This window comes from Hymenobacter sp. GOD-10R (genome assembly GCF_035609205.1).
Lineage (GTDB): Bacteria > Bacteroidota > Bacteroidia > Cytophagales > Hymenobacteraceae > Hymenobacter.
The window spans coordinates 953537-966895 of sequence record NZ_CP141184.1 but is presented as its reverse complement, the minus strand read 5'-3'; the positions used below and the strand labels follow the sequence as shown (position 1 = coordinate 966895).

At 48.5% G+C, this 13359-nt stretch carries 8 protein-coding genes; all 8 read right to left on the bottom strand.

Annotated elements, in window-relative coordinates; all coding sequences use genetic code 11:
- Positions 1-30 precede the first annotated feature (30 nt).
- Positions 31-336 carry a 30S ribosomal protein S10 gene (gene rpsJ, locus SD425_RS03940; RefSeq protein WP_044515480.1) on the bottom strand — a complete coding sequence of 102 codons (306 nt, stop codon included), beginning with the start codon at positions 334-336 and terminating at the stop codon, positions 31-33.
- A 20-nt stretch (positions 337-356) separates the two neighbouring features.
- The gene (gene fusA / locus SD425_RS03935; RefSeq protein ID WP_086592734.1) at positions 357-2498 is read right to left on the bottom strand and encodes an elongation factor G; all 2142 of its coding nucleotides are present in this window, start codon (positions 2496-2498) and stop codon (positions 357-359) included.
- 100 nt (positions 2499-2598) lie between these two features.
- Complete coding sequence (gene rpsG, locus SD425_RS03930) at positions 2599-3066, bottom strand: 30S ribosomal protein S7 (RefSeq protein ID WP_086592733.1); 468 nt, start codon at positions 3064-3066, stop codon at positions 2599-2601.
- Between the two features lie 79 nt (positions 3067-3145).
- Positions 3146-3574, bottom strand: coding sequence for a 30S ribosomal protein S12 (gene rpsL / locus SD425_RS03925; RefSeq protein ID WP_054410986.1), 429 nt, complete (start codon positions 3572-3574; stop codon positions 3146-3148).
- 342 nt (positions 3575-3916) lie between these two features.
- Positions 3917-4252, bottom strand: a complete 336-nt coding sequence (locus tag SD425_RS03920) for a DUF3467 domain-containing protein (RefSeq protein WP_324675620.1) — start codon at positions 4250-4252, stop codon at positions 3917-3919.
- Between the two features lie 105 nt (positions 4253-4357).
- The gene (rpoC, locus tag SD425_RS03915; protein WP_324675618.1) at positions 4358-8707 is read right to left on the bottom strand and encodes a DNA-directed RNA polymerase subunit beta'; all 4350 of its coding nucleotides are present in this window, start codon (positions 8705-8707) and stop codon (positions 4358-4360) included.
- Between the two features lie 116 nt (positions 8708-8823).
- On the bottom strand, positions 8824-12714 hold the full coding sequence (gene rpoB / locus SD425_RS03910; RefSeq protein WP_416381020.1) for a DNA-directed RNA polymerase subunit beta: 3891 nt from the start codon (positions 12712-12714) through the stop codon (positions 8824-8826).
- Positions 12715-12917: 203 nt separating this feature from the next.
- On the bottom strand, positions 12918-13298 hold the full coding sequence (rplL, locus tag SD425_RS03905; protein WP_086592730.1) for a 50S ribosomal protein L7/L12: 381 nt from the start codon (positions 13296-13298) through the stop codon (positions 12918-12920).
- Between the last annotated feature and the right edge of the window lie 61 nt (positions 13299-13359).

Genomic DNA, 13359 nt, shown 5'->3' with positions numbered 1-13359 from the left:
GTGTTTTTAATTAGAGATAGAATGACCTGATCAAACTTTAATCTCAACATCAACGCCGCTAGGCAATTCTAGCTTCATTAGAGCATCTACTGTCTTCGATGAAGTCGAGTAGATATCTACTAAACGCTTGTACGTGCAGAGCTGAAATTGCTCACGAGACTTCTTGTTCACGTGAGGCGAACGAAGGACTGTGAACTTCTCTTTGTTTGTTGGCAACGGAATTGGTCCGCTTACAATAGCACCCGTAGCCTTCACCGCTTTCACGATCTTCTCGGATGACTTATCCACGAGATTATGATCGTAGGACTTAAGTTTGATACGAATTTTCTGGTTCATTTTTCTTAGTCTGAAAGCAATTAGCGGACAGCGTTACCTTTTGTTTTGGCGATAATGCCTTCTGCTAAGTTCTGAGGAACTTGCTCATAGTGAGAGAACGTCAGAGAAGCGGAAGCGCGACCCGAAGAGATTGTACGTAGGTCAGTCACATAACCGAACAACTCTGAAAGAGGTACATCTGCCTTAATAAGCTGAGCCCCTGCTTTCGTATCCATACCCTTCATCAAACCGCGACGGCGGTTTAGGTCACCGGTTACAGGGCCAGTGTACTCATCTGGGCAAACTACTTCTACTGCCATAATTGGCTCAAGAAGTTTAGGACCAGCTTGACGAGCTGCTTCGCGGAATCCGCCACGAGCTGCCAATTCAAACGACAAAGCGTCAGAGTCAACATCGTGATAAGAACCGTGGAACAAACGCACCTTCATACCTTCAACAGGGAAGCCAGCTAGAGGACCATTTTTCATGGCTTCCTCAAAACCTTTTTGGATAGGTGCGATGAATTCGCGTGGAATAACACCACCTACGATAGCGTTATCGAACTCAAAACCAGGCTTTTCAGGTTCTGTTTCTTTTGGACCAAGTTCGAAAACAATATCACCAAATTTACCACGGCCACCTGTTTGCTTCTTATAAGTCTCACGGTGCTCAACCTTCTTGGTAAGAACCTCCTTATAAGCAACCTGAGGTGCCCCTTGGTTGATCTCAACCTTGAATTCACGACGCATACGGTCAATGATAATCTCAAGGTGTAGCTCACCCATACCACGAAGCACTGTCTGTCCGGTTTCAGGATCAGTCTGTACAGTCAAGGTCGGGTCTTCTTCAACCAATTTGGCAATCGCCATACCCATTTTGTCTACGTCAGCCTGGGTTTTGGGCTCGATAGCATAACCGATAACTGGCTCTGGGAAGCTCATCGACTCAAGAACTAGCTTGTTCTTCTCGTCGGTTAGTGTATCTCCTGTTTTGATGTCTTTGAAGCCAACACCAGCACCAATATCACCAGCCTCAAGGCGGTCAATTGGGTTTTGTTTGTTGGAGTGCATCTGCATCAAACGCGAAATACGCTCTTTCTTCTCAGTACGGTTGTTGAACACATATGAACCAGCCTCTAGAACGCCACTGTAGCAACGGAAGAAGCACAAGCGTCCTACGAAGGGGTCAGTAGCAATTTTGAATGCCAATGCAGAGAAAGGAGCATCTGTAGTTGGCTGGCGAACTTCCTCTTCGTTGGTATCTGGGTTAGTACCAATGATAGGAGGCATATCTAACGGTGAAGGCAAATACGCCATTACACCGTCTAGCATTGACTGCACTCCTTTGTTTTTGAATGCAGAGCCACACATTACAGGTGAGAACTTCATGTCGATAACCGCTTTGCGGATTACCACCATCATTTCCTCACGAGTGATGCTATCTGGATCATCAAAAAACTTCTCGAGTAGTGCGTCATCATATTCAGCTACGCTTTCTACCAGCTTTTGACGCCACTCAGCTACGGTATCCACTAGATCCTCAGGTACTGGAATCTCATGATACGATTTGCCTTGTGTAGCATCATCCCATACAATAGCCTTACCAGTAAGCAAGTCTACAACGCCTTTGAAAGTATCTTCAGCACCTATGGGGATTTGCAAAGGCACTGGATTAGCACCTAGCTTGTCTTTGATCTCAGCAACAGCTTTGAAGAAGTCAGCACCAGCACGGTCCATTTTGTTAACAAAACAGATGCGCGGTACTTTGTACTTATCAGCTTGACGCCATACTGTCTCCGACTGAGGCTCTACACCAGATACAGCGCAAAATAAAGCAACTGCACCGTCGAGTACTCGCAACGAACGTTCTACTTCTACAGTAAAGTCTACGTGACCAGGAGTATCGATCAAATTGATCTTATACTGCTTGGTCTCTGATGTTGGGTCACCCTTCTCGTCTGTAGGGTAATTCCAAAAAGTGGTGGTAGCAGCCGACGTAATTGTGATACCTCGCTCCTGTTCCTGCTCCATCCAGTCCATCGTGGCTGCACCTTCGTGCACCTCGCCGATCTTGTGGGTTTTGCCAGTATAATAAAGAATGCGCTCCGAAGTTGTGGTTTTACCGGCGTCAATGTGCGCCATAATCCCAATGTTACGGAGGTATTTAAGGTCTTGCTTAGCCATTTTCTTGTTGAATCTTAGAAGCTAGAGGACTCAAAGCCCTAGTAATTGTCTGAACACAAAATTAGACTACTAAATCCCCTAACCGCCAAAAATGCTAATACTAGAATCGGAAGTGCGAGAAAGCTTTATTAGCTTCAGCCATCCGGTGGGTGTCATCCTTCTTTTTAACAGAAGCACCTTCTCCCTTGGCAGCTGCAATGATTTCACCAGCTAGCTTGTCTTTCATGGTCTTTTCGCCACGACGACGTGCATACTGGATCATCCATTTCATGCCAACTGAGATCTTACGGTCAGCACGTACTTCGATCGGCACTTGAAAAGTAGCACCGCCTACGCGGCGGCTTTTTACTTCCACGCTCGGCATTACATTATTTAATGCCTTGCGCCACTGCTCTAATCCATTCTCTTTAGTACGCTGCTCAACTAATTCACAAGCATCGTAGAAAATGGTATAAGCTAGGTTTTTCTTCCCGTCGTACATCATGTAGTTTACGAAACGGGTTACTAGCGTCTCCTTGTACTTTGGGTCAGGCAGGAGAATGCGCTTCTTTGGTTTTGACTTTCTCATGGTTAGTATTAGGTATTGAGTATTAAGTATTGAGAAGAGAACAGGTCTCAACACTCAATACCAATTACTCCCTACTAGCTTATTTCTTCTTACCGGGTGCTGGTTTGCCGCCTTTTCCAGTTGCTACTGGCTGACCTGGCTTAGGACGCTTAGCGCCATACTTGGAACGGCGCTGCAGACGACCATTTACACCAGCTGTGTCGAGGGCACCACGAATGATGTGGTAACGTACACCTGGCAAGTCTTTTACACGGCCACCGCGAATCAGCACGATCGAGTGCTCCTGCAGGTTATGGCCTTCGCCTGGGATGTAGGCGTTGACTTCTTTGCCATTGGTGAGACGCACGCGAGCGACTTTACGCATGGCCGAGTTCGGCTTCTTAGGCGTAGTGGTGTATACACGGGTGCACACGCCACGGCGCTGCGGGCAAGAATCGAGAGCAGGCGACTTCGACTTGGTCGTCAGCTTCTCTCTTCCTTTTCGTACTAATTGATTGATGGTTGGCATCTATAGAATGGTTTGTCGAGGGGGGTTCTCTCCCAAAAAATTAGGCTTGCAAAGGTAGAGGTTCTGAATCAGAATAGCAAACAGGTTGAAATAGATAATTTTATAGAATGCTGATGTCTCTCGATTAATATTTACAAGTCATAAGTGCAGCGTACTCAACTCCTTCAGATTGTCATGAGTAACATGTTGCTTTTTATACAATATGCTTTTCTGCCTTTTGACTTCTTCGGTCTTTGCTTCCTGCTAGCTGTGACCAGGAGTTATTATTACAAAATGGTATGTTGGTAAGCTTAAAAGCAACAAGTGGGTACTTAACTATTACTTTGTTGACGTCAATAACTCCTATGCCTCACCCATCGTTCCACCAAAGTTCATCGGAAAGCTAGGTACATCCGCATGCTGCTTGATAGCACCGAATGTTTGTTCAAATCGAGTGAGGTTGTCTCCTAATGCGCTCAGTAGGCGCTTAGCATGCTCCGGCGTGAGAACGATGCGTGACTTTACTTTGGCTTTTGGAACACCAGGCATCATTCGTATAAAATCTATCACGAACTCGCTGCTGCTATGAGCTATCATAGCTAGGTTTACGTACTCGCCTTCCGCAATAGCTTCTGGCAATTCAATGTTGATGGCGTTAGGGTCCTGTGGATTATTCAAGTCAGAAGGCTCTTGTTCCATGGTGTGTCGTTCTGTTTGGGACTAGATAGTTTAGTAAAATTACTAAAAAGAAAAAGCCGACTGGTCATCCCAGTCGGCTTTCCTAATTCAAGCATTAAGTGAGACCTACTCCTGTACAGAAGTTTCCCGCTTGCTAGCTCGCGAAGTACGCTTGGGCTCAGGAGCTTCAGCTTTAGCAGCTTGCAGCGCTTCCAACTCCTCTTTCGAGCCAACAACTTGGCGCGTGTATTCACGCAGGCCAGTACCGGCTGGAATGAGGTGACCCACAATCACGTTCTCCTTCAGTCCGAGCAACTCATCAGCCTTACCACGGATGGCAGCTTCTGAAAGCACCTTCGTCGTCTCCTGGAAGGATGCTGCCGAGATGAACGACTGAGTACCGAGCGAAGCCTGTGTGATACCTTGAAGTGTAGGACGCGACACAGCGGGCTGCGCCTCACGTACCTGCACCAACTTGAGGTCACGGCGCTTCAAGCTAGAGTTCTCATCGCGCAAACGACGGGCACTCACGATCTGGCCAGGCTTCAAGTTCGGAGAGTCTCCTGCTTCAGTAACGACCTTCATGTCAATGATGGTATCGTTTTCCTCCATGAACGTAATCTTGTCGATTACCTGGTTCTCCAGGAAGGTTGTGTCGCCAGCATCAAGGATGACCACTTTCTGCATCATCTGACGAACTACCACCTCGATGTGTTTGTCGTTGATCTTTACACCCTGCAGGCGATATACTTCCTGAATTTCATTCACGAGGTACTCCTGCACAGCACCTGGCCCCTGAATGTTCAGGATGTCAGTTGGCGTGATAGCACCATCAGAAAGTGGCATACCAGCACGTACGAAGTCATTGTCCTGCACTAGGATGTGCTTAGACAATGGCACCATGTACTTCTTCTTCACACCGTCTTTCGACTCGACGAAGATTTCGCGGTTACCACGCTTCACCGTACCGTAAGTTACTACACCATCAATTTCCGACACAACAGCTGGGTTCGATGGGTTACGAGCTTCGAACAATTCAGTAACGCGAGGTAGACCACCGGTGATGTCACGGGTTTTACCCACGGCACGCGGGATCTTAGCTAGGATGTGGCCAGCTTTGATCTTGTCGCCGTTCTCCACGTTGATGTGCGAACCAACCGGAATGCTGTATCCTTTCTGACCTTCTGTGTCGCCTGACTTACCAGGCTTCACAATGATCGAGGGGTTCTGCGTCTTGTCTCTAGACTCAATGATTACTTTCTCGCGGTGACCTGTTTGCTCGTCCGACTCTTCACGGTAAGTGACACCTTCCGTAATAGCATCATATTGTACAGTACCGTCGAATTCGGATAGAATGACAGCGTTGTAAGGGTCCCAGTTACACATCACAAACCCTTTCTCTACTTGCTGACCTTCGTCAGCGTAGAGGAACGAGCCGTAAGGCACGTGGTTCGAAATGTAAACTTTACCTGTGTTAGGCTCCACGATGCGGATTTCACCCGAGCGGCCCATTACAACTTTTACCTTCTCGCCTTCAGCGTTGGTGCTGTCAACAGTACGGATGTCTTCGAATTCTACTACACCGTTGAACTTAGCGCGGATGCTAGCCTCAACTGCGATGTTAGAAGCTGTACCACCTACGTGGAACGTACGCAACGTCAACTGGGTACCAGGCTCACCGATGGATTGTGCAGCGATAACACCTACTGCCTCACCTTTCTGTACCATGCGGCCTGAAGACAGGTTACGACCATAGCACTTAGCACAGATACCACGCTTCGATTCGCAAGTCAGTACTGAACGGATTTCCACCGTCTCAATACCAGCATTGTCAATCAAGCGAGTATATTCTTCGGTGATTTCTTCACCAGCCGGCAGAATTACTTCGTCTGTTACAGGATGAACTACATCGTGAACAGCTACACGACCTAGGATACGTTCAGCCAGTGACTCTACGATGTCTTCGTTGTCCTTCAAAGCCGAAACTTCAAGGCCACGCAGCGTACCGCAGTCTACTTCGTTCACGATTACGTCTTGTGATACGTCTACTAGACGACGGGTCAGGTAACCTGCGTCAGCTGTCTTCAGAGCAGTGTCAGCAAGACCTTTACGAGCACCGTGGGTTGAAATGAAGTACTCGATAACGTCTAGACCTTCTTTGAAGTTAGACAAAATCGGGTTTTCAATAATCTCACCTACCGAACCTTGCAACGACTTCTGAGGCTTAGCCATCAAACCACGCATACCGCCAAGCTGACGGATCTGCTCACGCGAACCACGAGCACCAGAGTGCATCATCATGTAGATCGAGTTGAAGCCTTGGTTCTCCTTTTCAAGGCGTCCCATTAGCGTCTCCGTGATCTGGTTGTTGATACGCGTCCAGATGTCAATAACTTGGTTGTAACGCTCGTTATCTGTAATCAGACCCATCTGGTAGTTCTGCGTCACGGCAGCTACATCTGCTTGAGCTTGGGCTACCAGAGCATCTTTCTCCGCAGGAATCTGGATGTCACCTAGACCCATCGACAGACCACCTTTGTAAGCTGACTGGAAACCTAAGGTCTTAATGTCGTCAAGGAACTGAGCGGTACGAGCCATGCCCGAACGCTTGAACACCAACGAGATGATTTGCTGAAGCTTCTTCTTCGTCAACAATTCGTCAACAAAACCTACTTCTTCAGGCACCAACTGGTTGAACAGCACACGGCCAGCAACAGTCTCGATAACTTTCGTTACAAGCTCATCATTTTCGTCACGTACTTTCGTACGCACCTTGATGTAAGCGTGCTTCGAAAGCTGGCCTTCGTTGATGGCAATTACTACTTCCTCATCGGAGTAGAACATACGGTCTTCACCTTGTACGTTCTCATCGTCGGTGCTACGCTTGCCTTTGGTTACGTAGTACAAACCTAGAACCATGTCCTGCGACGGTACCGCAATAGGTGCGCCGTTGGCAGGGTTCAGGATGTTGTGCGACGCCAACATGAGCATCGAAGCTTCCAAGATAGCAGCCGGTCCTAGTGGAACGTGCACAGCCATCTGGTCACCGTCAAAGTCAGCGTTGAAGGCAGTACAAACGAGAGGATGCAGCTGAATAGCTTTGCCCTCAATTAGACGTGGTTGAAAAGCTTGAATACCTAGACGGTGCAGCGTAGGAGCACGGTTCAGGAGCACAGGGTGTCCTTTCAGTACGTTCTCCAAGATGTCCCATACCACGGCATCTTTGCGGTCAACGATCTTCTTTGCTGACTTTACCGTCTTCACAATACCGCGCTCAATGAGCTTACGGATGATGAACGGCTTGAACAGCTCAGCTGCCATGTTCTTGGGCAGACCGCACTCGTGCAATTTCAGCTCAGGACCAACGACGATAACCGAACGACCTGAATAGTCAACACGCTTACCTAGCAAGTTCTGACGGAAGCGGCCCTGCTTGCCTTTCAGCATATCAGACAGCGACTTCAGTGCACGGTTACCTTCAGCGCGCACGGCGTTCACCTTACGCGAGTTGTCGAACAGCGAGTCAACCGCTTCCTGTAGCATACGCTTCTCGTTCCGCAGAATCACTTCAGGCGCTTTGATCTCGATCAGACGCTTCAAGCGGTTGTTACGGATAATTACGCGACGATACAGGTCGTTCAAGTCGGAGGTAGCAAAGCGGCCACCATCCAACGGCACAAGCGGACGCAGTTCCGGTGGGATTACCGGTACCATGCGAATTACCATCCACTCCGGCTTGTTCTCGATACGAGTAGCCGCATCGCGGAACGCTTCTACTACGCGCAGACGCTTCAACGCTTCAGCTTTACGCTGCTGTGAAGTTTCATGCGCCGCAGAGTCGCGGAGAGAATAGGAAAGCTCATCTAGGTTGGTGCGCTCCAGCAGAAGTTGCAGCGCATCGGCTCCCATCCGGGCAATGAATTTATTAGGGTCTTCATTCGGCAACATCTGGTTCTCGCGGGGGAGCTTATCGATGATGTCGAGGTACTCATCTTCGGTGAGGAAGTCGAGTTGCTGTACACCCTCCTCAGCCAGAACACCAGGTTGTACTACTACATAACGCTCGTAGTAGATGATCTGATCTAGCTTCTTGGTGGGCAGGCCCAGCAGGTAGCCAATTTTGTTGGGCAAAGACTTGAAGTACCAAATGTGAGCAACAGGCACCACCAATTCGATGTGGCCCATCCGCTCACGACGCACCTTTTTCTCGGTCACCTCTACGCCGCAACGGTCGCAGATGATGCCTTTATAACGAATGCGCTTGTATTTGCCGCAGTGGCATTCCCAATCCTTCACAGGACCGAAAATCCGCTCGCAGAACAAGCCACCCATTTCAGGCTTGTACGTCCGGTAGTTGATCGTCTCGGGCTTCACTACCTCTCCGTTCGACCGCTCCAAAATGGATTCGGGCGAAGCCAGTGAAATAGTGACTTTCGAGAAGTCCTGCACCAGTTTTTTATTTTTTGCAAACGCCATGCTGTCGTTTCTCTAAAAACTTATGTCGGAAGAAAATATGCCTTGCAGCCTAGGGTAACACTAGAATAGGTACGACTCGTTCCATCTTAATGAAACTGAGCCGTACCTGTATCTATCTAATCAAGCGTAATCTCCAGAGCCAGACCACGTAGCTCGTGGATAAGCACATTGAATGACTCAGGAATATTTGGCTTTGGCAGCACGTCACCTTTTACGATTGCCTCGTACGCCTTGGCACGGCCAATCACGTCGTCCGACTTCACCGTCAGGATTTCCTGTAGTACGTTGGAAGCACCGAAAGCTTCTAGTGCCCACACCTCCATCTCGCCGAAGCGCTGACCACCAAACTGCGCCTTACCACCCAGCGGCTGCTGCGTAATAAGCGAGTAGGGTCCAATAGAACGAGCGTGCATCTTGTCATCAACCAAGTGACCTAGCTTCAGCATGTAGATTACACCTACCGTTACAGGCTGGTCGAAACGGTCACCCGTCAGACCATCGTGCAGGTAAGCGCGGCCAAAGCGTGGCAAGCCAGCTTCTGTCAATTCACGTGATACTTCCTCTTCGGTAGCACCATCAAAAATTGGAGTAGCATACGTACGACCTAGCTTCAGACCTGCCCAGCCTAGTACCGTTTCATAGATCTGACCGATGTTCATACGGCTAGGTACACCAAGCGGGTTGAGCACGATGTCCATCGGGGTACCATCCGGCAAGAAGGGCATGTCCTCATCGCGAACGATACGAGCTACTACCCCTTTGTTACCGTGACGGCCGGCCATCTTGTCACCCACTTTCAGCTTGCGCTTCTTCGCGATGTACACTTTGGCGAGCTGTACAATGCCAGCGGGTAATTCATCACCTACTTCCAAGGTAAACCGGTCGCGCTTGAAACGAGCCGTGATGTTGTTGCGACGCTTGGTGTAGTTCTTCACCAATTGTAGCACCATACCATTCACCTTCTCGTCAGACGTCCAGTTCTCCAAGATGAGGTCTTTGAACATATTCACCTCTTCTGGCACAGCATAGTTGCTCTCATCTTTGTAAGGGTTCTTCTCGGGGAAGAGCGCCTCCGTGATGTTCTTCTTGCCGAACTTTGCTCCTTTCGAAAGAATTTCGTCACCGAACTTGTGCTTTACACCTTGCGAAGTTTTACCTTCTAGCAATTGCACCAGCTTGTCAACCATCACAGCCTTCACACCACGAAGCTCTTGGGCGTAGCGGTCTTTCAACTCTTCTACTTCCTTCTTCGACTTAGCGCGTAGGTTCTTGTCTTTCTTCGGGCGCGAGAACAGCTTCGTGCCAATAACCACACCGTTCAATGAGGGTGGCGCTTTAAGAGAAGCGTCTTTCACATCACCAGCTTTGTCACCAAAGATGGCACGGAGCAGCTTTTCTTCCGGCGTTGGGTCAGTCTCTCCTTTCGGCGTGATCTTACCGATCAGAATGTCACCTTCCTTCACTTCAGCACCTAGACGGATGATACCATTATCGTCAAGGTTACGAACGGCTTCCTCACTAACGTTTGGAATCTCCGAAGTCAGTTCCTCTTCGCCACGCTTTGTTTCACGTACTTCTAACTCAAATTCTTCGATGTGAATCGAAGTGAAGATATCGTCGCGAACTACACGCTCAGAGATAACAATAGCATCCTCGAAGTTGTAACCCTGCCATGGCATAAACGCCACCTGCATGTTACGACCTAAAGCTAGCTCACCGTTGTTAGTGCCATAACCCTCGCACAATGGCTGACCTTTCTCAACACGCTGCCCGCGTTTTACGATCGGGGTCAGGTTGATGCAAGTATCTTGGTTGGTACGACGGAACTTGATAAGATCATAGGTAACACGTTCAGCGTCGAAGCTCACGAGAATATCTTCTTGTGTCAGATCATATTTTACAATGATCTTATTAGCATCAACGTAGTCGATAACACCTGTACCTTCAGCTACGACCAGCGTACGCGAGTCAATAGCTGTGCGGCCTTCCAGACCAGTACCCACGATAGGTGCCTGCGGACGGAGTAGCGGTACTGCTTGACGTTGCATGTTCGAACCCATCAGTGCACGGTTGGCGTCGTCATGTTCCAAGAAAGGAATCAACGAAGCAGCCACCGACACAATTTGGTTCGGAGCTACGTCCATATAGGAGTACTCACCAGGCTCTACTACTGGGAAGTCACCTTCAAAGCGACCTTTTACAAGTTCCGACAAGAAGTTTCCTTCTTCGTCGATACGAGCGTTAGCCTGAGCAATGTGGTGAGTATCTTCCTCTTCAGCAGTTAGATACTTTACTTGTTCAGTTACATCTACCTTGCCTTCTTTCACGGCACGGTAAGGTGTCTCAATAAAGCCCATGCCGTTCACACGAGCATGCACGCACAATGACGAAATTAGCCCGATGTTCGGTCCTTCCGGCGTCTCAATAGTACAAAGACGACCGTAGTGCGTGTAGTGAACGTCACGTACTTCGAAACCAGCACGCTCACGTGACAGACCTCCTGGCCCAAGAGCTGATACGCGACGTTTGTGCGTCACCTCAGCTAGCGGGTTCGTTTGGTCCATGAACTGTGATAACTGGTTTGTACCGAAAAACGAGTTGATAACGCTCGACAGAGTACGAGCATTGATCAAGTCAACCGGCTTGAAGTCCTCGTTGTCGCGCACGTTCATGCGTTCCTTAATCGTACGTGCCATACGGGCCAGACCTACGCCAAACTGAGCGTAAAGCTGCTCACCTACGGTACGTACTCGGCGGTTAGACAAGTGGTCAATATCATCGACTACTGCCTTCGAGTTGATCAAGCCGATCAAGTACTTCACGATAAGGACGATGTCCTCGTTGGTTAGTACCCGAGCTTCCCAGTTCTTATCAAGACCTAGTTTCTTGTTGATCCGGTAACGGCCAACATCACCTAAGTCATAGCGCTTATCAGAGAAGAACAGCTTCTGAATGATGTCTCGAGCAGTTTCTTCATCAGGAGCCTCCGTATTACGGAGTTGACGATATATCTGCTCGACAGCTTCTTTCTCTGAGTTGGAATTATCCTTCTGAAGCGTGTTATAGATGATTGCGAAATCCGCAATATTCACATTTTCACGGTGCAGAATTACCGACTTTGCCCCAGCATTTAGGATCGTGTCAATATCTTCTTCCTCAATAGTAGAGTCGCGCTCCAAAAGCACTTCGTTCCGGTCGATAGATACAACCTCACCAGTGTCCTCGTCTACGAAGTCCTCCGTCCAGGTACGCAGTACCCGAGCAGCTAGCTTGCGGCCAACAGCTTTCTTGAGGCTCTTCTTGTCAGCCTTGACCTCTTCCGACAAACCGAATAGATCGAGAATGTCTTTGTCGGTGCCATAGCCGATAGCACGCAACAACGTTGTTACTGGAAACTTCTTCTTCCGATCAATGTAAGCATACATCACGTTGTTCACGTCCGTAGCAAACTCAATCCACGAGCCTTTGAACGGAATAATACGAGCTGAGTACAGCTTAGTACCGTTGGTGTGCTTGCTTTGAGCAAAGAAAACCCCAGGCGAACGGTGCAATTGCGATACAATAACGCGCTCAGCACCGTTAATTACGAAAGAGCCTTTTTCGGTCATGTAGGGAATATTCCCCAAGAAAACCTCTTGCTCTATCGTCTCGAAGTCCTCATTGTCCGTATCATTGCAGATAAGACGCAGTTTAGCCTTCAAGGGTACTGAATACGTCAAACCACGGTCAATGCATTCGTCAACCGAATACTTTGGTGGATCAACGTGGTAGTCAATGAACTCCAACACGAAGTTTTCGCGCGAGTCCGAAATCGGAAAGTTCTCCGCAAATACCTTAAACAGACCTTCGTCAGCACGGCTTTCGGCAGCCGTCTCCAACTGAAAGAAATCCTGGAACGATTGCAGCTGCACGTCCAGGAAGTCTGGGTATTCGATAACTTTCTTAATCTTGGCGAAATTGATTCGCTCGTCGGCTTTCTGCAAAGCCTCTGCTTTCGGTGTAGCCAATGCGTTTGGGTGTTAAGAAATGGACACTGAAGCGTAATCTAACAATGGCAACCTTTGCCAAACTCTCTTTCGTACCTAGGCACAAAAAGCCGCAATGCGGCACAAGAGAGCAATTCAATAAAACTTATAGTCTACAAACAGGAAAAGACCTGGCTTAGTTGCCAGGCCTATCCATGTTTCTAAAAGAAAAAGCGGGCCGCAGCTTACTTAACTTCTACTTCAGCACCAGCTTCTTCTAGCTGCTTCTTTAAAGAATCAGCTTCGTCTTTAGCAACACCTTCTTTCAAAGGCTTAGGGGCACCGTCAACTAGCTCTTTAGCTTCTTTCAATCCTAAGCCAGTTAAGTCTTTCACCAACTTAACAACAGCTAGCTTCTGGCCACCAGCAGCTTTTAGGATAACGTCGAACGAAGTTTTCTCTTCAGGAGCTTCGGCAGCTGCAGCGCCACCACCGCCAGCTACCATTACGGGAGCAGCAGCAGCAGGCTCAATGCCATACTCTTCCTTTAGGATACCAGCTAGTTCGTTTACTTCTTTCACCGTCAGGCTAACGAGCTGCTCAGCGAATGCTTTCAAATCTGCCATTTCTGTAGATTGTTAAAAAAGTTGTTTGTTGTATAAGTTGAAAGTGAAAAAGATGAGCAGC

Bases quoted from the DNA above. Each gene is read 5' to 3' on its own strand.
- rpsJ (WP_044515480.1), bottom strand. From the start codon at position 336: ATGAACCAGAAAATTCGTATCAAACTTAAGTCCTACGATCATAATCTC.
- fusA (WP_086592734.1), bottom strand. From the start codon at position 2,498: ATGGCTAAGCAAGACCTTAAATACCTCCGTAACATTGGGATTATGGCG.
- rpsG (WP_086592733.1), bottom strand. From the start codon at position 3,066: ATGAGAAAGTCAAAACCAAAGAAGCGCATTCTCCTGCCTGACCCAAAG.
- rpsL (WP_054410986.1), bottom strand. From the start codon at position 3,574: ATGCCAACCATCAATCAATTAGTACGAAAAGGAAGAGAGAAGCTGACG.
- SD425_RS03920 (WP_324675620.1), bottom strand. From the start codon at position 4,252: ATGGAACAAGAGCCTTCTGACTTGAATAATCCACAGGACCCTAACGCC.
- rpoC (WP_324675618.1), bottom strand. From the start codon at position 8,707: ATGGCGTTTGCAAAAAATAAAAAACTGGTGCAGGACTTCTCGAAAGTC.
- rplL (WP_086592730.1), bottom strand. From the start codon at position 13,298: ATGGCAGATTTGAAAGCATTCGCTGAGCAGCTCGTTAGCCTGACGGTG.